The sequence below is a fragment of the Streptomyces sp. M-16 genome, assembly GCF_052114405.1.
In the GTDB taxonomy this organism is placed as follows: domain Bacteria; phylum Actinomycetota; class Actinomycetes; order Streptomycetales; family Streptomycetaceae; genus Streptomyces.
Genome location: NZ_JBFRER010000068.1, coordinates 15,337 through 37,556 on the forward strand (window position 1 = coordinate 15,337; position 22,220 = coordinate 37,556).

General features: G+C 74.0%; 17 protein-coding genes. 5 read left to right on the forward strand and 12 right to left on the reverse strand.

All coding sequences use genetic code 11. The features are described from left to right. The first annotated feature begins 74 nt into the window (after positions 1–74). On the forward strand, positions 75–1,790 hold the full coding sequence (locus AB4039_RS26925; protein WP_442272008.1) for a carbohydrate-binding module family 20 domain-containing protein: 1,716 nt from the start codon (positions 75–77) through the stop codon (positions 1,788–1,790). A 43-nt stretch (positions 1,791–1,833) separates the two neighbouring features. After that, entirely contained in the window at positions 1,834–7,200 is a 5,367-nt protein-coding gene (gene pulA, locus AB4039_RS26930; RefSeq protein ID WP_442272009.1) for a pullulanase-type alpha-1,6-glucosidase, read from the forward strand. 64 nt (positions 7,201–7,264) lie between these two features. Here the strand turns inward: pulA and AB4039_RS26935 are convergent, their stop codons facing one another. The 8 genes from AB4039_RS26935 to AB4039_RS26970 form a co-directional block, all read right to left on the reverse strand. Beyond that, positions 7,265–7,876, reverse strand: coding sequence for a hypothetical protein (locus AB4039_RS26935; protein WP_442272010.1), 612 nt, complete (start codon positions 7,874–7,876; stop codon positions 7,265–7,267). Positions 7,877–8,020: 144 nt separating this feature from the next. After that, positions 8,021–8,545: a GNAT family N-acetyltransferase gene (locus tag AB4039_RS26940; RefSeq protein WP_266838690.1), complete on the reverse strand. Its 525-nt coding sequence runs from the start codon at positions 8,543–8,545 to the stop codon at positions 8,021–8,023. Positions 8,546–8,575: 30 nt separating this feature from the next. Next, entirely contained in the window at positions 8,576–9,283 is a 708-nt protein-coding gene (locus tag AB4039_RS26945) for a TetR/AcrR family transcriptional regulator (RefSeq protein WP_266838689.1), read from the reverse strand. Positions 9,284–9,331: 48 nt separating this feature from the next. Then, a complete protein-coding gene (locus AB4039_RS26950; protein ID WP_266838688.1) occupies positions 9,332–10,387 on the reverse strand; it encodes a PDR/VanB family oxidoreductase in 1,056 nt (351 codons plus the stop codon). Beyond that, positions 10,384–11,280, reverse strand: coding sequence for a metal-dependent hydrolase (locus AB4039_RS26955; RefSeq protein WP_442272011.1), 897 nt, complete (start codon positions 11,278–11,280; stop codon positions 10,384–10,386). The genes AB4039_RS26950 and AB4039_RS26955 overlap by 4 nt, the downstream gene beginning before the upstream one ends. Positions 11,281–11,351: 71 nt before the next feature. Then, positions 11,352–13,274 (reverse strand): hypothetical protein, encoded by a 1,923-nt coding sequence (locus AB4039_RS26960; RefSeq protein WP_442272012.1) that lies wholly within the window; start codon positions 13,272–13,274, stop codon positions 11,352–11,354. An 86-nt stretch (positions 13,275–13,360) separates the two neighbouring features. Then, complete coding sequence (locus tag AB4039_RS26965) at positions 13,361–14,155, reverse strand: tyrosine-protein phosphatase (RefSeq protein ID WP_266838685.1); 795 nt, start codon at positions 14,153–14,155, stop codon at positions 13,361–13,363. 137 nt (positions 14,156–14,292) lie between these two features. Next, the gene (locus AB4039_RS26970; RefSeq protein WP_266838684.1) at positions 14,293–14,904 is read right to left on the reverse strand and encodes a rhomboid-like protein; all 612 of its coding nucleotides are present in this window, start codon (positions 14,902–14,904) and stop codon (positions 14,293–14,295) included. A gap of 65 nt (positions 14,905–14,969) precedes the next feature. On the opposite strand from AB4039_RS26970, the gene AB4039_RS26975 reads away from it, so the two are divergent. Together AB4039_RS26975 and AB4039_RS26980 are read left to right on the forward strand one after the other, a co-directional pair. Next, entirely contained in the window at positions 14,970–15,866 is an 897-nt protein-coding gene (locus AB4039_RS26975; protein ID WP_442272013.1) for a hypothetical protein, read from the forward strand. 78 nt (positions 15,867–15,944) lie between these two features. Next, positions 15,945–17,447, forward strand: coding sequence for a PepSY-associated TM helix domain-containing protein (locus AB4039_RS26980; protein ID WP_442272014.1), 1,503 nt, complete (start codon positions 15,945–15,947; stop codon positions 17,445–17,447). 134 nt (positions 17,448–17,581) lie between these two features. Here AB4039_RS26980 and AB4039_RS26985 read toward each other — a convergent pair whose 3' ends face one another. From AB4039_RS26985 to glnII, 3 genes are all read right to left on the reverse strand, one after another. Continuing rightward, the gene (locus tag AB4039_RS26985; RefSeq protein ID WP_266838681.1) at positions 17,582–18,181 is read right to left on the reverse strand and encodes a winged helix-turn-helix domain-containing protein; all 600 of its coding nucleotides are present in this window, start codon (positions 18,179–18,181) and stop codon (positions 17,582–17,584) included. A 354-nt stretch (positions 18,182–18,535) separates the two neighbouring features. Beyond that, on the reverse strand, positions 18,536–19,444 hold the full coding sequence (locus AB4039_RS26990) for a DUF6891 domain-containing protein (protein ID WP_266838680.1): 909 nt from the start codon (positions 19,442–19,444) through the stop codon (positions 18,536–18,538). A 113-nt stretch (positions 19,445–19,557) separates the two neighbouring features. Continuing rightward, positions 19,558–20,577 (reverse strand): glutamine synthetase, encoded by a 1,020-nt coding sequence (gene glnII / locus AB4039_RS26995; RefSeq protein WP_442272015.1) that lies wholly within the window; start codon positions 20,575–20,577, stop codon positions 19,558–19,560. Between the two features lie 200 nt (positions 20,578–20,777). On the opposite strand from glnII, the gene AB4039_RS27000 reads away from it, so the two are divergent. After that, positions 20,778–21,704 carry a Gfo/Idh/MocA family protein gene (locus AB4039_RS27000; RefSeq protein ID WP_442272017.1) on the forward strand — a complete coding sequence of 309 codons (927 nt, stop codon included), beginning with the start codon at positions 20,778–20,780 and terminating at the stop codon, positions 21,702–21,704. A 29-nt stretch (positions 21,705–21,733) separates the two neighbouring features. Here the strand turns inward: AB4039_RS27000 and AB4039_RS27005 are convergent. Further along, on the reverse strand, positions 21,734–22,220 hold a 487-nt coding region (locus AB4039_RS27005), incomplete at its 5' end, for a hypothetical protein (RefSeq protein ID WP_442272016.1).

Consider the following 22,220-nt stretch of genomic DNA (forward strand, 5'->3'; position numbering starts at 1 on the left):
GCAAGCTCTTGCAACACGCCTGGGCGGCCCCTACGGTCAGCGGCAATCCCCCACCTCTCCGCCAGGAGGCCCCCATGCCCCGCACCGCAAGAGCCCGCAGAGCCCGCAGAGCCCGCAGGGTTCCCAGGAGCCTGGTCGCCGGAATCGCCCTCACCGCCGCCACCCTCACCGCCCAGGCCCCGCAGGCGCAGGCGGCGCCGCCCGGCGGGAAGGACGTCACCGCCGTGCTGTTCGAGTGGCGGTTCGACTCCGTCGCCGCCGCCTGCACCAGCACCCTCGGGCCCGCCGGGTACGGCTACGTCCAGGTGTCGCCGCCCCAGGAGCACATCCAGGGGCCCCAGTGGTGGACCTCGTACCAGCCCGTCAGCTACAAGATCGCCGGACGGCTCGGGGACCGGGCCGCCTTCCAGCGGATGGTCGACGCCTGCCACGCCGCCGGCGTGAAGGTGGTCGCCGACTCCGTCATCAACCACATGGCCGCCAACGACGGTGTGGGGACCGGGGGTTCCCCGTATACGAAGTACGACTACCCCGGCCTCTACTCCGTCGCCGACATGGACGACTGCCGGGCGACGATCTCCGACTACCGCAACCGGGCCGACGTCCAGAACTGCGAGCTGGTGCAGCTCGCGGACCTCGACACCGGTGAGGACCACGTACGCGGACGGATCGCCGGCTACCTCAACGACCTGCTCTCCCTGGGCGTGGACGGCTTCCGGATCGACGCCGCCAAGCACATGCCCGCCGCCGACCTGGCCGCCATCAAGTCCCGGCTGACCAACCCGGGCGCCTACTGGAAGCAGGAGGCGATCTACGGGGCCGGGGAAGCCGTCCAGCCCACCGAGTACCTGGGCAACGGGGACGTGCAGGAGTTCCGCTACGCCCGTGACCTCAAGCGGGTGTTCCAGAGCGAGAACCTCGCCTACCTGAAGAACTTCGGGGAGGCCTGGGGCTACATGCCGGGCGGCCAGGCCGGGGTCTTCGTCGACAACCACGACACCGAGCGCGGCGGCGACACCCTCAACTACAAGAACGGGTCCGACTACACCCTGGCCAACGTCTTCATGCTGGCCTGGCCCTACGGCTCGCCCGACGTCCACTCCGGCTACGAGTGGACCGACCGGGACGCCGGACCCCCCAACGGCGGCACCGTGAACGCCTGTTACACCGACGGCTGGAAGTGCCAGCACGCCTGGCGCGAGATCTCCTCCATGGTCGCCTTCCGCAACGCGGCCCGCGGCCAGGCCGTCACCGACTGGTGGGACAACGGCGGCGACCAGATCGCCTTCGGCCGCGGCGCCAAGGCCTACGTGGCGATCAACCACGAGACGGCCCCCCTCACCCGCACCTTCCAGACCTCCCTCCCCGCCGGCTCCTACTGCGACGTGCAGAGCGGCCGTCCGGTGAGCGTGGACTCCGGTGGCCGGTTCACCGCCACCCTCGGCGCGGGCACCGCCCTCGCCCTGCACGTGGACGCCCGTACCTGCGCGGCCCCGGCCGCCGGCGCCTCGTTCGCCGTCAACGCCACCACCGTGCCCGGCCAGGACGTCTACGTCACCGGCGACCGCCCCGAGCTCGGCAACTGGAACACCGGCGCCGCCCTCAGGCTCTCCTCCGCCGCCTACCCCGTCTGGAAGCTCGACGCCGCCCTCCCCGCCGGGACCGCCTTCGCCTACAAGTACGTCCGCAAGGACGCCGCCGGGAACGTCACCTGGGAGAGCGGAGCCAACCGCGCCGCCACCGTCCCGGCCAACGGCACGGTCACGCTGACCGACACCTGGCGCGACTGACCCGCCACCCGGCCCACCCGCCCCGTACCCGAGGAGACCCGCCTTGATACGCCCCGCCGCAGGAGCGCTCGCCGCCGCGCTGGCCGTGACGCTCCTGCCCGCCCTCCCCGCGACGGCGGTCGCCGCCGACCGGGCGCCGGCCCCGCCCCCGGACGCGAAACTGGCCGCCGAGCCGGCCCGGCACGACCTCACCCGCGAGCAGTTCTACTTCGTGCTCCCGGACCGCTTCGCGAACGGCGACCCGGGCAACGACCGGGGCGGTCTGACCGGCAGCCGTTCGCAGACCGGCCTGGACCCCACGGACAAGGGCTTCTACCAGGGCGGGGACCTCAAGGGACTCACCGACCGGCTCGACTACATCAAGGGGCTCGGCACCACCGCGATCTGGATGGCGCCGATCTTCAAGAACCAGCCCGTCCAGGGCACCGGCAAGGACGAGTCCGCCGGCTACCACGGCTACTGGATCACCGACTTCACCCAGGTCGACCCGCACTTCGGCACCAACGCCGATCTGACGCGGCTCATCGACACGGCGCACCGCAAGGGGATGAAGGTCTTCTTCGACGTCATCACCAACCACACCGCCGACGTCGTCGACTACCGGGAGGGCTCCCACGACTACCTGTCGAAGGGGGCCTTCCCGTACCTGACGAAGGACGGGGTGCCCTTCGACGACTCCACCGCGACCGAGGGGGGAGGGGCCGGCAAGGGCTTCCCCAAGACCGGCCCCGGCACCTTCCCCCGCACCCCCTTCGTGCCCGAGGCGAAGAAGGACCTCAAGGTGCCCGCCTGGCTCAACGACCCGGCGATGTACCACAACCGGGGCGACTCCACCTTCGCCGGGGAATCCTCCGGGCAGGGCGACTTCTCCGGCCTCGACGACCTGTGGACCGAGCGCCCCGAGGTCGTCGAAGGGATGGAGAAGATCTACGAGAAGTGGGTCAAGGACTTCGCCGTCGACGGCTTCCGCATCGACACCGTCAAGCACGTCGACACCCCCTTCTGGACGAAGTGGGCCACCGCCCTCGACAAGTACGCCGCCCGGCACGGCCGGAAGAACTTCTTCATGTTCGGCGAGGTCTACTCCGCCGACACCGCCGTCACCTCCCCGTACGTGACGCGGGGGCGCCTCGACGCCACGCTCGACTTCCCGCTCCAGGACGCGATCCGCGCGTACGCCTCCCAGGGCGCGGCGGCCCCGCGGCTGGGCTCCGTACTGGCCGACGACTACCGGTACACCACGGACAAGGCGAACGCCTACGAGCAGGTCACCTTCCTCGGCAACCACGACATGGGCCGCTTCGGGACCTTCCTGAAGCAGGACCGGCCGGGGGCGGGGGAGCAGGAACTGCTGGACCGCTACCGGCTCGCCAACGAGCTGATGTTCCTCTCCCGGGGCAACCCGGTGGTCTACTCCGGTGACGAGCAGGGCTTCACCGGCTCCGGCGGTGACAAGGACGCCCGCCAGCCGCTGTTCGCCACCCGCATCGCCGACTACCTGGACGACGACCAGCTCGGGACGGCGCGCACGCACGCGAGCGACGCCTACGATCCGGGACACCCGCTCTACCGGCAGATCAGTGCTCTCTCGAAGCTGACGAAGGACCACCCGGCCCTGCGGGACGGCGTCCAGAGCGAACGCCTCTCCGACGGCTCCGTCTACGCCTTCGCCCGCACCGACACCCGCAGCCGTACCGAGTACCTGGTCGCCGCCAACAACGCCGCCGAGGCGCGGACCGTCGAACTCGACGCCCCGGCCGGCGCCCAGTACCGCACCCTGTACGGCGGCACCGCGCAGCCCCGCTCCTCGGCCGCCGGAAAGCTCACCGTCACCGTCCCCGCCCTCGGCTCGGTGGTCCTCCAGGGCACCGCGCCCCTCGCCGCCCCCGCCACCCGGCCCGCCCTGACGCTCAAGGCCCCGGCCGCCGGCGCCACCGGCACCGTCGAACTCTCCGCCGACGTCACCGGCGGCGGCCTGAACCGGGTCGTCTTCGCCGCCCAGACCGGCACCGGCCCGTGGCAGGTCCTCGGCTCCGCCGACCACGCCCCGTACAAGGTCACCCAGCAGGTCACCGCGCCGGCCGGAACCCCCCTGCGCTACAAGGCCGTCGTCGTCGACGCCTCCGGCCGCACCGCGAGCGCCCTCGCCGGATCCGTCTCCGGCCAGGTCCCGCCCGCCCCGGTCCCCACCGCCACGCAGCGCGACTACGCGGTCGTCCACTACCACCGCCCCGACGGCGACTACACGAACTGGCGCCTCTACGCGTGGGGCGACCTCGCCGACGGCGAGGCCACGACCTGGCCCGCCGGGCACGACTTCACCGGCCGCGACGCCTACGGCGCCTTCGCCCACGTCCGTCTCAAGCCCGGCGCCTCCTCCCTCGGCTACCTCGTCATCGACAAGGACGGCACCAAGGACGTCGCCGCCGACCGGACGGTCGACGTGACGAAGACCGGGGAGATCTGGCTCGAACAGGGCAAGGAGGCCGTCCGCACCGACCGCCCCGCCTACCCGCCGCAGGACCAGGCCAAGGCCGTCCTGCACTACCAGCGCCCCGACGGCGCCCACGACGGCTGGGGCCTGCACGTGTGGACCGGCGCCGCCACCCCCACCGACTGGTCCAAGCCGCTGCTCCCCACCCGCACCGACTCCTACGGCGCGGTCTACGAGGTCCCCCTCGCCCCCGGCGCCACCAGCCTGAGCTACATCCTCCACAAGGGCGACGAGAAGGACCTCCCCACCGACCAGTCCCTCGACCTCAAGGCCACCGGCCACGAGGTGTGGATGCTCGGCGGCCGCGCCCCCTACCTGCTCCCGCAGCCCGCCGGATCCGCCGCCGCCCTCGACCTCACCAAGGCCGAAGCCGTCTGGATCGACCGCGACACCCTCGCCTGGAACGCCCCCGCGGCCGCCGCCTCCACCCAGCTCCTCGCCTCCCCGGAGGGCCGGATCACCACGGACGCCGGCGTCCTCCTTGAGGGCGGCGCCGCATGGCTGCGCCTGGACCGGGCCGAACTCACCCCCGCGCAGAAGCAGAAGTTCCCGCACCTCGCCCCGTACACCGCCTTCACCGTCGACCCCCGCGACCGCGGCCGGGTCCGCGAAGCCCTGCGCGGGCAGCTCGTCGCGAGCGCCCGCGCCGCGAACGGAGCCGTCCTCGCCGCCACCGGCGTCCAGCTCGCCGGCGTCCTCGACGACCTCTACGCGGCGAACGCGGCGAACACCCCGCTGGGCCCCGTCTTCAAGGACGGCCGCCCCACCCTTTCCGTCTGGGCCCCCACCGCCCGGCAGGTCTCCCTCGAACTCGACGGCCGCACCGTCCCCATGCGCCGCGACGACGCCACCGGCGCCTGGTCGGTGCGCGGCGAACGCTCCTGGACCGGCAAGCCCTACCGCTACGCCGTCACCGTGTGGGCGCCGTCCACCCGCCAGACCGTCCGCAACCTCGTCACCGACCCCTACTCCACCGCCCTGACCGCCGACTCCGCCCGCAGCCTGGTCGTGGACCTGGCCGACCCGAAGCTCGCCCCGCCCGGCTGGCGCGACCTGCGCAAGCCCGCACCGGTGCCCTTCACCTCGGCCCAGATCCAGGAGCTGCACGTCCGCGACTTCTCCGCCGAGGACCCCACCTCCCAGCACCCCGGCCAGTACCTGGCCTTCACCGACGCGCAGTCGGCCGGCATGCGGCACCTGAAGGAGCTGGCCGCCTCCGGCACCTCCTACGTCCACCTCCTGCCCGTCTTCGACTTCGCCACCGTCCCGGAACGGGCCGGGGACCGCACCCCGCCCGCCTGCGACCTCAAGGTGTACGCACCCGACTCCGAGGCCCAGCAGGCCTGCGTGAGCGCCGCCGCGGCGAAGGACGCCTACAACTGGGGGTACGACCCGCTGCACTACACCGTCCCCGAAGGCTCCTACGCGAGCGACCCCGACGGCACCGCCCGCACGGTCGAGTTCCGCAGGATGGTCCAGGGCCTGAACGGCGCCGGACTGCGCACCGTCATGGACGTGGTCTACAACCACACCGCGGCCGCCGGCCAGGCGGACCGCTCCGTCCTCGACCGCATCGTGCCCGGCTACTACCAGCGCCTCCTCGCGGACGGCAGCGTCGCCAGCTCCACCTGCTGCTCCAACACCGCCCCCGAGAACGCCATGATGGGCCGCCTGGTCGTCGACTCGGTCGTCACCTGGGCCAGGCAGTACAAGGTCGACGGCTTCCGTTTCGATCTGATGGGCCACCACCCGAAGGCGAACATCCTGGCCGTCCGCAAGGCCCTCGACGAGCTCACGCCCGCCAAGGACGGGGTCGACGGGAAGAAGATCGTCCTCTACGGGGAGGRCTGGAACTTCGGGGAGGTCGCCGACGACGCCCGCTTCGTCCAGGCCACGCAGAAGAACATGGCCGGCACCGGCATCGCCACCTTCTCCGACCGCGCCCGCGACGCCGTGCGCGGCGGCGGCCCCTTCGACGAGGACCCGCGCGTCCAGGGCTTCGCGTCCGGACTGTTCACCGCCCCCAACGGGTCCCTGGCGAACGGCACCCCCGCCGAGCAGCGCGCCCGCCTCCTGCACGACCAGGACCTGATCAAGATCGGGCTCTCCGGCAACCTGGCCCCGTACGTCTTCACGGACTCCACCGGCCGCCGGGTCAAGGGCTCCGACGTCGACTACAACGGCGCCCCCGCCGGCTACGCGGCCGCCCCCGGCGACGCCCTCGCCTATGTGGACGCCCACGACAACGAATCCCTCCACGACGCGCTGGCCTACAAACTCCCGGCGGGGACGTCCACCGCCGACCGGGCCCGCGCACAGGTCCTCGCCATGGCCACGGCCGCCCTCTCCCAGGGCCCGGCCCTCTCCCAGGCCGGCAGCGACCTGCTCCGCTCGAAGTCCCTGGACCGCAACTCCTTCGACAGCGGCGACTGGTTCAACGCCGTCCACTGGGACTGCCGGGCCGGCAACGGCTTCGGCCGCGGCCTGCCGCCCGCCGCCGACAACCGCGCCAAGTGGCCCTACGCGAAACCCCTGCTCACCGCGGCCGTCCCCGGCTGCGCCGACATCGACGGGGCCTCGGCCGCCTACCGCGACCTGCTGCGCGTACGGACGACGGAACCGGCCTTCGCCCTGACCACGTCCGCCGCCGTCCAGGAGCGGCTGGGCTTCCCGCTGTCGGGCCCCGAGGAGACCCCCGGCGTGATCACCATGACCCTCGGCGACCTCGTCGTGGTCTTCAACGCCACCCCGGACGAGCAGACCCAGCGCGTCCCGGCCCTCGCCGGCACCCGCTACGCGCTGCACCCGCTCCAGGCGGGCGGCTCCGACCCGGTGGTGAAGCGGTCCGGGTACGACGCGGGGACGGGAGCGTTCACCGCCCCGGCGCGGACGGTCGCCGTCTTCAAGAGGTCCTGACCGCAGGGCGGGACGGGACGGTGCCGGCCGCGGTCCGGCACCGTCCCGCCCGCCCCCCTCAGGGTCAGACCCAGATGCGGACGGCTTCCATCCGCCGCGACTGGCCGGTGGTGCCCACGTAGACCGGGTTCCCGCCGGCCGCGTTCAGCCAGCCGTAGTCCGCCACGTGCGCCTGCGCGGCCACGCTGCCGTTGCCGACCTGGAGGCCCAGCGCCTCCATGCGCCGCGACTGGCCGGTGGTGCCGACCGTCACCGCCTTGCCGTCGGCGGCGCACGCCCAGCCCTGCCACCCGATTTCCGCCAGGTGGGCGTTGGCACAGACACCGCCCGTGCCGCTGGTCGCGATCACCGCCGCCTCCATCCGGCGGCTCTGCCCGGTGGTCCCGGCGACCGCGCCGTCGCACACCGCGCCCTGCCATCCGATGCCCTCGACGTGGGCGGCGTAACAGACCTTACGGGCGGCCGGGGCCAGCGACTTCTGCCGGGCGGCCGCCGCCTGCACGTCCGCGATCACCGACGCGGGCGCCTCGACGGCCGAGGCCGGAGCCGCCGCCGAAGGAGCCGGGGCGGGCGCGGCCGGCTGCGCCTGGGCGGTGGCCACCCCCGTGGCCCCCAGCACCCCCGCCAGCGTGACGCCCAGTAAGACCCCGGCGGCCCTGCTCATGGAATTCCTCATGGTGTTCCCCTCCTGGTACCGACTGGTCGGGACCATCTCTACCGGCGCCCCGGAGCCCGCCGATACCGGTTGCGGGCCCTGCGGCCGAGAGGGGACGGAGCATGGCGCACGCCGGACCGTTGCGCCCGCGGGACCGGTTGTGCCTCAGACGTCGAGCCGGAGCTCCAGCAGGACCACCCCGTACACCCGGCCGTCCTTGCCCTGTTTCGAGGGGAACTCACCGACGACCCGGTAGCCCGCGCCCTGGTAGTACGCCAGCAGCCGCGGGTTGCTGGACACGCAGTCCAGGCGCGCCCGCTCCCGCCCGGTCCGGGCGATCCGCCGCTCCGCGTGATCGAGGATCCGCAGTCCGGTTCCCGGGGGAGCGGTCTCCCGCTCCACCATCAGCCGGTGCACGTAGCCCGCCACCGGCGGCTGGACGCCCCAGGCGTCCTCGTCCGACCACCACAGCTCGTACGCGCCCACGACCCGGCCGTCGGCGTCCTCGGCGAGCCACACCTCGCCGTCGCGCATCACGGCGCGGAAGTGCGCGGTGTCCTTGTCGCCCGGCTTCCACTGGTCGATCCCCTGCTTGCGCATCCACCGGGCCGCCTGGTCGTACAGCTTCACCAGCGTGCCGGCGTCCTTCTCCCCGGCCTGCCGGAACAAGATCCCGTCGTCAATGATCACGCGGGTATTATCGCCTCCGGGACCCGGCTCTCACCCGCCCGCGGGAGGCCCCGGCACCAGCCCGGCCAGCCGTCCCACCAGCTCACCGAAGGGCCCGTCGGCCGGCTCGTCGGCCAGGATCCGTACGAGGATGCCGGCCATCTCCGCGTCGTACGCGGCGCTCACGGCGGCCAGCGCCGCGAAGTCGTGCACCAGCTGCAGCTCCAGCTCGGCCCGCGGGATCCGGCGGCCGTCCAGCCAGATCAGCGCCGTCGACTCGGCCAGCGACACCCAGGACCGCACCACGAGCTCCAGCCGCGCGGGCGGCGCCACGATGCCGAGGTGGCTGAGGATCTGCTCGTACGCCGCCTGCCGCACCTCGTCGATCATCGCGTTGGTCCTGCTGCTGCCGACCGCGGGACCGCCGCGCATCAGTGCCGAGAAGCCGGGCCCGTGGTCGTCGACGAACGCGAAGAACCGGCCCATCACCCGCAGCAGCCGCGCCCCCAACGGGCCCTCGTGGGGCTCGCGGAACCGATCGGCCAGCTCGTCGGCGGCCCGCCGCAGCGCGGCCTCGTACAGGCTCAGTTTGCCGGGGAAGTAGTGGTAGACGAGCGGCCGCGATATCCCGGCGGCCGCCGCGATCTCGTCGATCGACACATCGTCGGGCGACCGGTTGCTGAACAGCTCCAGGGCGACCCCGATCAGCTGCTGCCGCCGCTCCTCGACACCCATTCTGCGTCGCACCCCGGTTGTCATGCCGACACCCTACTTCTCCCCGCGGGCGGGGAGTCCCCGGCGCCGTCGCTACAGGTCCAGGGCCAGCCGGCCGCCCGCCGCCCGCGAGACGCACAGCAGCATCGAGTCCGCGCGCTCCGCGTCGGTGAGGAGTCCGTCGCGGTGCTCCACCTCCCCTTCCAGGACCCGGTGTCGGCACGTTCCGCAGAAACCCTGCTCGCAGGAGTACGGGGTGGCGGGCAGGGCCCGGCGCACCGCCGTCAGGGCGGATTCGCCGGCCGCGACCTCGACCGTGGCGCCCGAGCGGCGCAGTTCCACGGTGAAGGGCCGCGCCGGGCCGGACGCCGCCGGGGCGAACCGCTCCAGGTGCACCGCCGAGGGGTCGGCGGCGGCCTCCGTGACGGCCCGCATCAGCGGTTCGGGCCCGCAGCAGTAGACCAGGGTGCCCGGCGCCGTGCGGGCGAGCGCGCCCAGGTCGGGCAGGCCCGTCTCGTCCTGCGGCGCGATCGTGACCCGGTCCCCGTACGCGGCGAGTTCGGGCAGGAACGGCATCGTGGCGCGCGACCGCCCCCCGTACAGCAGGGTCCAGTCGGCGCCCGCCGCGGTGGCCGCGCGGAGCATGGGCAGGATCGGGGTGATCCCGATGCCGCCGGCGACGAACGCGTAGGACGGGGCGGGGAGCAGTGCGAACCGGTCGCGCGGTGGCCGCAGTTCCAGCACCGTCCCCTCCATCAGCCGGGCGTGCGCCTCGCGCGAGCCCCCGCGGCCGTCCTCGACGAGCCGGACCGCGATGGTGTACCGCCCGGCGTCGGCCGGGTCCCCGCACAGCGAGTACTGGCGCACCAGCCCCGAGGGCAGGACGAGGTCGACGTGGGCGCCCGGGGTCCAGGCCGGCAGCGGGTCCGTCGCCGAGGCCGACTCCAGCGTCAGCAGCACCACCCCGTCGGCCGGTTCGCCGCGGGAGGTGACGCGGGCCCGCAGCAGCCGGCGCGGGGAGTGGCCCGACACCGGGGTCTCCAGTGCGGGGAGCGGCCACAGCGGGGAACGGCCTATCCGTGCGCGCAGCGCCCGCCGGGTCAGTACGGCGGCACCCGCCAGCGCCGTCACGGCGAGGGTCCGCTTCACGGCCGCACCCCGCCGTTCGCGCCGGGAGAGGCGGCCAGGTAGGCCACGGCCTGGGCCGTGGAGCCCTCCTGAGAAGGGTGGTAGGCGCGGGAGAGGTAGGTCGGGATCGACTTCAGCATCGCCCCCGCGGAAGGCAGCACCCCCTGCCGGCCGGCCCGGAGGAACTGGCCGAGGGAGGCCTTCGCGGCGGGCAGCGAGGGGTCGTTCTCCATGAAGAAGCGGGCGCCGCGCTGCCAGAGGAAGACCAGGGCGGTGAAGGCGGTGGCCCAGGTCCGGGCCCGGCGGTGGTAGTTGCCGTCCACGTGCATGAAGAGGTCGAAGGCCACCGAGCGGTGCTCGACCTCCTCCGCGCCGTGCCAGCGCAGCAGGTCCAGCATCATCGGGTCCGCGCCCCGGCGGTCGAGTTCCCCGGCGTTGAGGACCCAGTCGCCCAGGAACGCCGTGTAGTGCTCGATGGCCGCGATCATCGCGACCCGTTCCATCAGCCACCACTCGCGGGCCCGGCCCGGCGGCAGGGTCCGGTCGCCGAGCAGCTTCTCGAACAGCCAGTCCACCTGGGCGGTGTACGGGGTGGGGTCCAGGCCGAGGCGCCTCAGGTGGGGGAGGACGTCGTCGTGCGCGGTGGCGTGCATCGCCTCCTGCCCGATGAAGCCGATGACGTCCGCGCGCAGCCGCTCGTCCGTGATGTACGGGAGCACCTGCTTGTAGACGTGCACGAACCAGCGTTCACCGGCGGGCAGCAGCAGGTGCAGCACGTTGATGGTGTGCCCGGCGAAGGGGTCGCCGGGCAGCCAGTGGAGCGGGGTGTCCTCCCAGGAGAAGGACACGTTCCGCGCGTGGAGGTCCGTGTGTTCCGTCGTCACGGGGACGGGAGCGGGCGGCCTATTAGACATGGCGTCAATGTACTGATGGGTACGGGAGAGGAAAACCCCTCGGGCGCCACGAATACGAGGTGCCCCGCCGCCTAGCGGAGCACCCCCGCCTTCGTGCCGTCCGTCAGCTTCCCCGACAGGTCCACCTGCGCGCCCTCCTGCGCCTTCACGGCCAGCCGGTTGCCGTTCGCCGACCCGCTCACCCCGCCACCGGACACCGACAGTGACGCGAACTGCGCGCTGCCCGCCGCCAGGACGTACCACTGGCCCGCCCGGGACTTCCACAGCACCCCGGCCAGCACCCGCGGCTCCCGCGGCCCGCACGCCGCCGAGCCCTCCGCCTTGGCCGCCTGGGCCGCGAGCGGCGCGCCCGGCGCCAGGAACTGCGCCTGCACCCGGTCGGCCGTGCCCTGCCAGGTCTCCGCCCGGGTGCACAGCCAGATGGCCGCCCCGTCGCCCTCGGGCAGCGGCTGCTTCGCGTACGTCCAGGCGTTGACCGTACGCACCCCGTGCGAGCGCACCGAGGGCAGCAGGCACGCGATCCGCGCCCACTCGCCCAGCTCCGCGGCCTCCGTGACGTCGCGCGCCGCACCCGGGGCACCCGAGGTCAGCCGGGCCGGGGTCAGCTCGCCCAGGTCCGTCACCAGCCGGGTCGCACCGTCCCCGGTCAGCGACAGCGCGTTCCAGCTCGTACAGCTCCCGCCCGGCGCGGGCCCCAGCACCGGCGGGGTGATCCCCTCCGGGGTGAGCTTCAGCGCCGTCGGGGCCTCGGCGGGCTTGAGGAGGTCGCGCAGCGCGGCCCCGGTGACCCAGGGGGCCGTCAGGTAGCGGACGTTGTTGTCGACCCGGCTGAGCACCAGCCCCGTCGCCGTGTCCGCCGACGCCCCGTCCGTCCGGGCGAAGTCCAGGGCCGCGCCCGCCGTCCCGGAGCGCGGCTCGGCGTAGCGGACCACGCGCAGCCCGTCGTACAGCAGGACCACCACGGCCTGGTCGACGACGCCCGCGAACAGCAGCTGCGGCGGGCCCATCGGCGGCCCCGACGGGGTGCCCGGGGTGGCCGAGACCACCACCGCCCCGCCGGGCCGGGCCCATACCGCCAGCGCCCGGCGCAGCAGCTCCGTGTCCTCGGCGCGGTCGCCGCGCGCGGGCCAGGCGGAGAAGTCCGTACGGGAGGACGTGCGCCACGCGGCGGGCGCGACCCGCACCAGCCGCCCCGGATCCAGGGCCTGTTCCGCCGCCGCGTTGCGCGCGTACGGCGGGGCGGCGGGCCCGTCCGAGCCCCAGCCGCCGCCCGGCAGCGCGAGCAGCGCCCCGCACACCGCGAGGGCGGCCGCCCCGGCCAGCGAGGCCCGCGCGAACCGGCGCCGGCGCAACAGGTCGGTGGGCCGGGCCTGGAGCACGCACGGGTCGAACTCGGGGGAGGTGAACAGGGAGTCGTGCGCCGGATCCCCTGATTCCGCGACGGCCGCCCCGGGATCGGCGACCCCGGCCTCGGCGAGCACCCGGAGCACGTCCGCCTCCGTGAGCCCCTCCAGCGCCCGCAGCACGCAGGCCGCCCGCCCGGGGCCGTTGAGCGTGGCCAGCCACTGGTCCAGGGCCAGCTCCTCGGCCCCGCCGGCCCGCGGGAACAGGCGCAGCCCCCACACGCGGGGGAGCGGTGAGGGCAACTGCCCGCGCAGCGGGAACGCACGGAACGTCAGCGGGATCCCCGCCTCCAGGGCGGAGCGCAGCACGCGCAGCCGTACGTACGCGTACCCCGACTCGGCCCCGCCCGCCCCGCCGCGCGGGCCGGGGACCCCGCCCCGCGCCTCGCCGGATCCGGCTCCGCGCCGCCCGCGCGGCAGGGCCCGCTGGGTCAGGGCGTGGGCGGTGAGCACCCGGCGGTGGCGGCCGAAGGCGGGCGGCAGCACCAGATAGGCGAGCCGCACCAGCCGTGGGTAGTGCTCGACGATGGCGGCCTCGGCCTGCTCGACGTCGGGAGGCAGGGGGCGGGTGGCGGTATCCGGCGCAGTCACGTTCAGCAGAACGAGCGAATCGTCGGATGGTCACCCGCCCCCAGCTCACACGTTCGGACGAACCGGGGCGCCCACGGGGTGACCCGTCAGACGATCAGCCTGGCGCGCAGCGCCTCGACCGTCTCGTCCGCGACGCCCAGCCCCTCGCGCACGTACTTCTCCATCGAGCCGTACCGGACGCGCACCTCGTCGAGCCCCGCCTCCAGGTAGGAGGGGAACACCCCGATCAGCGCCAGCGCGATGTCCGGGTCCCCGCCCGCCGCCGTGAAACCCTCGATCATCGGGGCGAAGGCCGCCTTCACCGCCGGGTTCACCGACAGGTATTCGGCCATCAGGGTGTCCCCGTCGGCGCCGAGCAGCGCGAGGATCACCGTCGCGCCCCAGCCCGTACGGTCCTTGCCCGCCGTGCAGTGGAACAGCAGGGGACCCGCCTGCGGGTCGGCGGCCTCCGCGAGCAGCGTGCGGTACGCGGCGTGCGCGGAGGAGGTGGAGACGAACGAGCGGTACACCGAGCCGAACAGGGCCTGCGCCTTGCCGCCGCCCAGGTGCTCCTCGGCGACCACCGGGTCGGCGAGGAGGTCCTTGAGCTGGGTGGCGGCGGGCATCCGGCCCTCGTTCATCTTGTCGGCGAGCACGTCGCGCACCAGCAGCCGGGCCCCTTCCGGTATCCGGTCGGGGTGGTCGGCGCGCTCGGCGTCGCTGCGGAGGTCGATGACCGTGCGCAGCCCGAGCGCGGCCACCGCCGGGTCGGCGTCGAGGTCGAGCCGGTCGAGGGCGCCCGAACGCAGGACGAGGCCCGGGCGGACGCTGCGGCCGCCGGCGAGCGGGGTGCCCCCGAGGTCGCGGAGGTTGGCGACGGTGGTGGAGGGGGTGGCGGTCATCGTGGCGGCTCCAGCGGTGTGCGGGGGTACGGGTCGTGCGGTGTGCGGCCCGCGCGGGTGCGGATCGCCGGGGGTACGGATCGGGAAGGGCTGACTCGTGTCATCCACTGCGGATCACGGCCGTCGCCGTATACGGCTCACGTTAGGGCGATTTTCCGATGACGCGATCCGGAAAGACGATCGGCGGCGACCGAGACGCCGATCCCGATGCCCAGGGCCACCAGGTGCCCCGCGTCGGTGAAGGTCCGCTCCCGCCGCAGCACCGGCCGCACGGCGAGCGCCAGCAGGCCGGCCCGCGCCACGTTGCGCACGGCCCCGCGCGGCAGGGCCGAGGTCAGGGCGCCGAGCACGGCGTTGAGCCCGTAGCTCGCGCCCACGTCCAGGGCCCGGCGGGTCTCGCGGTCGGCGGTGCGCCGCAGTGCCCCGTAGACGAGGAGGGTGGCGGCGGTGTGGCCGAAGAGGAACACGGCGGCCGTCCACCAGGCGCCGTACGCGTACTCCGCGTAGCCCAGTACCGCGAGCAGCAGGAGGGCATAGGGCAGCGGCATCGGCTCCTCGACCACGCAGGCGCTGGTCAGCAGGGTCTCCCAGCGTCCCGCGTCGAGGTTGTCCACGTTCGTCGAGCAGGCGCGCAGCACCCGCTCCCGCTCCGCCGGACCCAGCCGTTCCAGGGCGTGCGAACCGAGCTGCACCCCGCCCGTGTAGAGCGCGCCCAGCGGCGATGACCATGACCGTGGCAGTGGCTTCACCCGACCATGATCGGATACGGCCCCGTTGCGCCGGCCACCGGGCCCCGTGGGAGCATGACCGGGACATGCCTCCCTCCCGATCCGGCGCCCCGCTGCGCGCCACGCGGGCCGCGATGTTCGCGGCGGTGTGCGTCGCCTTGGGTGCGCTGGGGCATTCGTCCATGTCTGCGGGGTTCATCCCGTTCAAATGGCTTATGGGCGCCTTTGTGGTGACCGCCCTGCTCGCCTGGCCGGCCACCGGGCGGCGCTGCGGGCCGGCCGGGATCAGTGCCGCGCTGCTCGCCGTCCAGGGCGCGCTGCACCTCGCGTTCTCCGCGAGCGACGCGCTCACGGCGGGGCCGGCGGCATCGCGGATGCCCATGCCCATGCCCATGCCCGTGACGGGTGCGGAGCCGATGCCGGGGCACCACCACGTGCCCGGCATGGGAACGCACGCCTCCGCCGCCGCGGCCGACCTGGCCGGAGGCGTTGCCGACGGCCTCGCGACGGCCGGCCCGGCGACCGGCGGCCAGGCCGCCGACGCGATGGCGGGCATGGCGGACATGACGGGGATGACGGGGATGACGGGCATGGCCGACGTGGCGGGCCACGGCGTCGCCGGGACGGCCGACCTGGCGCACATGGCCGCGATGGCCGGGCACGGCGGCCTCGGGATGATCGCCGCGCACGTGCTCGCCGGACTCTTCTGCGCCGCCTGGCTGGCCCGGGGCGAGGCCGCCGTCTTCCGGCTGGCCGGGGCCCTCGGCGCGGCCACGCTGCACGCGGCCCGGCCGCTGGCCCGCGCGCTCGCGCTGGTCCGGACCCGGGTGGCCGTCGTACCGGCGCCGCCCGCGCACCGTCCCCCGTACGAGCGGCCGCGCCGCCTGCGCGGGGCCGTCCACGCCCACACCGCGGTCCGCCGGGGCCCGCCCGGGTGGCGAATCACCCGCACCACGGCCCCCGGCCTTCCTGCCCGCGCCTGACCGGCGCACCCTCCTTCGGCGAGGTGGGCGAGACCCGGGGCCCTCCACCCATGTCTTCGCCAACCCCTTAGGACCGACATGTCCCTCGACGAGCTCCAGGGCGTCCCCGCCCGGGACCCCGACGCCCCGGCCGACACCCCGGCAGACGCCCCGGCCGACGCCCCGGCAGACGCCCCGGCCCCGTCCGCGCGGCGCACGGGCGGGGGCGGCTGGGCCGCCCTGCGCCCGCTGCTCCTGCGCATGCACTTCTACGCGGGCCTGCTGATAGCCCCGCTGCTGTTCCTCGCCGCCACCACCGGCCTGCTGTACGCCGGGTCCTGGCAGGCCGAGAAGATCCTCTACTCCCACGAGCTGACGGTGCCCCACGTCGGCGAGGCCTCCGTACCGCTCAGCACCCAGGTCAAGGCCGCCCGCGGCGCCGTGCCCGAGGGCAAGGTGCTCGGCGTCTGGCCCGCGCCCGAGGCCGACGCGACCACCCGGGTGATCATGGAGCGTCCGGGGCTGGAGGAGGGCGAGACCCTCACCGTCTTCGTCGACCCGTACACCGCCGACGTGCGCGGACAGCTCACCACCGCCGGTGACGCGCTGCCGCTGCGCGCCTGGCTGAGCGAGTTCCACGCCAGCCTGCAGCTCGGCGAGTTCGGCCGTAACTACAGCGAGCTCGCCGCGAGCTGGCTGTGGGTGGTCGCGCTGGGCGGACTCGCGCTGTGGATCGGCCGTCGCCGCTCCCGCCGGGCCGACCTCGTCCTGCCCGACCGCAAGGCCACCGGCCGCCGCAAGACCCTGTCCTGGCACGGAACCGTCGGACTGTGGGCTGCGATCGGCCTCGTGGGCCTCTCCGCCACCGGCCTGACCTGGTCGAAGTACGCGGGCGAGAACATCGGGCAGCTCCAGGACCGGCTCGGCGGGGCCACCCCCTCCGTGGCCGCCACCCTCGCCGGGGGCGCCGCGGCCGGCTCCGACGAGCACGCCGGGCACGTCATGACCGAGGGCATGGAGATGCCCCCGCCGCCGCCCACCGCCGACATCGGCATCGACCGCGCGGTGGCCGCCGCCCGGGCCGCCGGGGTCACCGAGAGCCTGCGCGTCACCCTGCCCGCCAAGGGCAAGGGCTACGTCGTCAAGGAGAACGACAAGACCCTGCCGGTGCACCTCGACTCGGTCGCGGTGGACCCCGCCGACGGCCGGATCATGGACGAACTGCGCTTCGCCGACTACCCGCTCCTCGCCCAGCTGACCCGCTTCGGCATCGACCTCCACATGGGCCTCACCTTCGGGATCGCCAACCAGATCGCCCTGGCCGCGCTCGCCCTCGCGGTGATGTTCCTCGTGGTGTGGGGCTACCGGATGTGGTGGATGCGCCGGCCCACCAAGGAACGCCGGCTCTCCGTGGGCCGCGCGCAGGCCCGCGGTGCCTGGCGGAAGCTGCCGGTGACCACGCTGCTCCCGTTCGCCTGTGTGACGGCGGCCGTCGGCTGGTTCGTCCCGCTGCTCGGGATCAGCCTGGTCGCGTTCCTCGTGGTCGACGTGGTCCTCGGCTTCGTGGCGGCCCGCCGCCCGGCCGCGGCGCCGCGGGGCTGACGCACCCGCGGGGCTGAGGGCCCCGCGGGTCCGATGGCCCGCGGGGCTCAAGGCCCCGGCAACGCCCGGTGGGACCGTGCTCCCCCTCGCGAGTACGGGCCCGCCGTCGTGTCGGGCCGTGGCCGGAGCCCCGGTCAGGGCGCGTACTTGTAGCCCACCCGGCGCACGGTCTGGATCGCGCCGCGGTGCGCCGCGCCCAGCTTGCGGCGCAGCCGGGCGATGTGGACGTCGACCGTCCGACCGTCGCCGACGTGGCCGTAGCCCCAGACCGTGGTCACCAGCTGGTCCCGGCTGTGCACCCGGTGCGGGTGCGCGACCAGGTGGGCCAGCAGTTCGAACTCCAGGTACGTCAGGTCCAGCACCTCGCCGTCGACCTCGGCGGTGCGCTGCGCCGGGTCGATGCGCACGAGCGCGTCACCGGCGACCGCCGAGGAGGCGGACGCGGCTCCGGCCGGAGCGGCGGGGGCGGGAACGGACTGCGGGGCGAAGGCGATCGGGTGCTGGTCGGCCGGTACGAGGACCAGGTAGCCGACCATCGGCGGCTGGCCCGGCAGCGCCGGCAGGGTGTGCTGGGGCGCCGGCAGCCAGGTGGCGCCGGGCGGGAGCAGGTCCACGACCCGGGCCACCTCGTTCCGGTCCACCGACCGCAGTCGGTGGCGCGGACTGGGAGGGAAGGCCGGGGGAGCGGAGGTCGCAGCGGAAGCGGCAGAAGCGAGGGAACGGGTGTTCGTCATGAGTGGTCAGCTCTTTCACGCGGAGTGGTCGGCAGGAGACGTACGCAAGTCGTCGTCGTTGTCGTACCGCGCAGACCGAAGGCCCCGGGGAGGGTCTGCTGGAAGGTCCCGGAAGGCGTTAGAGGGCCGGCGCGTTCTTCGCGCGGCAACACACCCGGTCGAAATCATGATCCTGACGGGACGGCCAGAACGGCTCCAGGTCGCTGCGACCTGTCGAGGAGTGCGGGTGGCTGGCCATGGGTGTCATTCAAGCAGATGTACGGGGCCCAGGGCAGGCCCCGTCTCACCTCGTGGAGCGGAATCTCATATTCAGCAATCAAGATGTCGTAAGGACATCACATTCCCGACATACCGTCAGCCCTCCAGTCGCTTCCGCCAGTCCAGGCCGGTCACCCGTATCGCATCGTGGGCGGATCCGTCCCACGCCCACGTCAGCCCCACGGAGTCGAGCGCCTCGACCACCTCCCGCCCCACGGAGGCGGTCACTTCCTCGTCGGCCTCGAACCCCCCGTACAGCAGGTACAGGTCGTGGCCCGCCGCGGCGCCCTCGGTGCACTGGCTGTGGAAGAAGACGAACCCCCGCGCGTCCGGCTCGCCCTCCGCCCGGATCTCCGAGAGGCCGCAGCCGCGGCAGCAGGTGAAGTTCTCCCGCGCGGTGATCCCGGCGTCGTCCAGCGCGTCGAAGGCCCGCGCCAGCCGCTCGGGGTCCGTCTCGCCGCTCCAGCCGGCCTGCTCCGCGACCCGCTCCCGCCAGAGCCGGTCGACGAGCAGCGCGGCCTGGGCCCGGGACACCGGCCGCACCCCGTCCTCGACGAGGCTCTCCTCGGCGGTCTCGACGAGCTCGGCCCGGCCGTCGTAGCCGCAGCGCAGCTGCTCCCGGATGATCTCCGTCAGCTCTTCCTCGACCTCCGGGTCGAGCGGGTCCGGCTCGTCCGCCGGGAACTCCAGCCGCTCCCAGACCGGTCCGAGGTCCCAGTCCGCGTCCTGCCGGACCCAGCGGGACATGACCTGCGCCGCCTCGGCCGCCGTCGCGACGAAGGCCTGGAAGTGCCGGTCGGGGGCGCCGGCCCGGTGTTCCACCTGGTAGTCGCCGCCGGCCTCGTGCCAGACCTGGGCGTAGACGTCCGGGTCGTCGGGGATCCGGGTGACGACGAGGAAGCGGTCGCCGTCCGCGCCGATGCGCCCCACCAGCTCGGACAGGGCCGCGGGGCCGGGGTCGTCGTGGCGCGTGCCGGACTCGGTCTGAACTCTGATCGCCTGCATGCGCACACCCTTGCAGGCCCCACCGACAACGCGGCGCCCGTCCTCCGGGGAGGGCGGACGCCGCGACGTCGGTGGCGGGGCCGGGAGGCCGGTGGCGGGCCGGGGGGCCGGTCTCAGACCAGGCCGTCCTTCTCCAGGCCGGTGCAGCAGGTGTCGGTGATCAGGCGGGTCACCACGTACGGGTCCACGTTCGCGTTCGGACGGCGGTCCTCGATGTAGCCCTTGCCGTCCTTCTCCACCTGCCACGGGATGCGGACCGACGCGCCGCGGTCGGAGACGCCGTAGCTGAACTCGTTCCACGGGGCGGTCTCGTGCAGGCCCGTCAGGCGCTCGTCGATGCCCGCGCCGTAGTTCTTGACGTGGTCCAGCGGCTTGCTGCCCTCGCCCAGCGCCTCGCACGCGCAGATGATCGCGCGGTAGTCCTCGCGCATCRCCTTCGTCGAGAAGTTGGTGTGGGCGCCCGCGCCGTTCCAGTCGCCCTTGACCGGCTTCGGGTTCAGCGTCGCCGACACGTTGAAGTCCTCGGCGGTGCGGTACAGCAGCCAGCGCGCGATCCACAGCTGGTCGGAGACCTCCAGCGGGCCGACCGGGCCGACCTGGAACTCCCACTGGCCGGGCATGACCTCGGCGTTGATGCCGGAGATGCTCAGGCCCGCGGCCAGGCAGTGGTCGAGGTGCTTCTCGACGATGTCCCGGCCGAAGATCTCGTCCGAGCCGACACCGCAGTAGTAGCCGCCCTGCGCCGCCGGGAAGCCGTTGACGGGGAATCCGAGCGGGCGGGCCCCGTCGAAGAAGGTGTACTCCTGCTCGATGCCGAAGACCGGCGCCTGCGCGGCGAACTTCTCGGCGACGGGGCGCAGCAGTGCGCGCATGTTCGACTCGTGCGGGGTCATGTCGATGTTCAGCACCTCGCACAGGACGAGGACGTGGGCGCCGCCGCGGATCGGGTCCGGGCAGGAGAACACCGGCTGGAGCACGCGGTCGGAGGCGTGGCCCTCGGCCTGGTTGGTGCTCGACCCGTCGAAGCCCCAGATCGGCAGCGCCTCGCCGTCCGCCAGGATCCTGGTCTTGGAGCGAAGCTTCGCCGTCGGCTCGGTGCCGTCGATCCAGATGTACTCAGCCTTGTAGCTCACGGGGCCCCATCCTGACTCTGCGGTGCTGCGGATCGCCATGGTGTTGACCGCAGCGTGCCCCGTGGCGATTTCTCATCCGTTGCCCGTGTGTGAACCACGTGTTACCGGCGTTTACCCCCCAGGTGGGGAGGGTTGTGCGGGTCGGCGGCCGCACGCCCGTCCGGGTGCGGCAGACTGAGCGGGTGAGCATTTCGTACGATTTGAACTCCGCCGGTGAGCGGCCCGAAGGTGTTTCCGGCCGAACCCGTCCCCGGGTCGGGCTGCTGGGCACCGGCCCCTGGGCCCGCCGCACCCAGGCCCCCGCCCTCGCCGCCCACGCCGGCTCCGAGTTCGCCGGAGTGTGGGGCCGCCGCACCGAAGCGGCGGCCGCGCTGGCCCGGGAGCACGGCGTGAAGGTGTACGAAGACCCCGACGCGCTGTTCGCGGACTGTGACGTCGCGGCCTTCGCCCTGCCCCCGGACGTCCAGGCCCCGCTCGCCGTCCGCGCGGCCGCCGCCGGCTGCCACCTGCTGCTCGACAAGCCCGTCGCCACCACCGTCGGGGACGCCCGCGCCGTGGCCGAGGCCGCCACCCGGCACGGCGTCGCCTCCGTCGTCTTCCTCACCCTCCGCTTCGCCGAACCCACCGCCGGATGGGTCGCCGAACAGGCGGGCCGGACCGGGTGGTTCACCGCCTCCGCGCACTGGCTCGGCGCGGTCTTCCCGCCCGACGGCGCGACCGGCGCCTACGCCGACTCGCCCTGGCGCAAGGCCAAGGGAGGACTGTGGGACGTCGGCCCCCACGCGCTGTCCGTACTGATCCCGGTCCTGGGCGAGGTCACCTCCGTCACCGCCGCCCGAGGCCCCTCCGACCTGGTCCAGCTGTCCCTGCGGCACGCCTCGGGCGCCGCCAGCACCGCCGTCCTCAGCCTGGGAGCGCCGCGCGCCGCCGCCGGGGTGGGGCTGGAACTGCGCGGGGCCGAGGGCGTCTTCGCGCTGCCCGACTGGAGCGACGTACCGGGCGCCTACGGCCGCGCCCTGGACGCCCTGCTCGCCGCGGCCCGCACCGGCGTCCCGGACCCGCGCGACGCGGAGTTCGGCGCGCGGCTGACGGAGATCCTGGCGGAGGCGGAGGGGCAGCTGCGCTAGGCGCGCCGCCTTTCGGCCTCCGCCGGCCGTCATTTGATGAGGGCGTTGGCCACGATGATGGCCAGGCCGATCGTGGCGTCCCCGAGGCCCATGAGCAGCGCGGACCGGAGCCTGTAGCCGACCCGGATCGCCACGAAGGCGCCCCAGCCGAAGAGCAGCGCGGTGTTCAGGCCGAGCCCGATGGCGGTGACCCCGTACGACTCCCAGTGCGCGAGCCCGGTGAACAGCAGCAGGAGCACGGTGGGCAGGGTGGCCGCGATCATGGGCCACTCGTTCCACAGGACCCGGGAGAGCACCCGCCAGCGGCGCCAGAGGGAGCCGGTCTGGTGGGTGCTCATGTGGTGCGAGTACCCGTGCGCGAGCGCGCCGGTGGCGGCGGTGACCAGAACCCAGCTGGCGTCGTAGAAGGGGGTGAACTCCCCGCCCTTGTGATCCAGCGCGGCCAGCAGCGCACTGGCGAGCACCGTCCCGTACACCCCGCCGAACATCCAGTCGGCCCCCCGCCGCGGCGGGGGC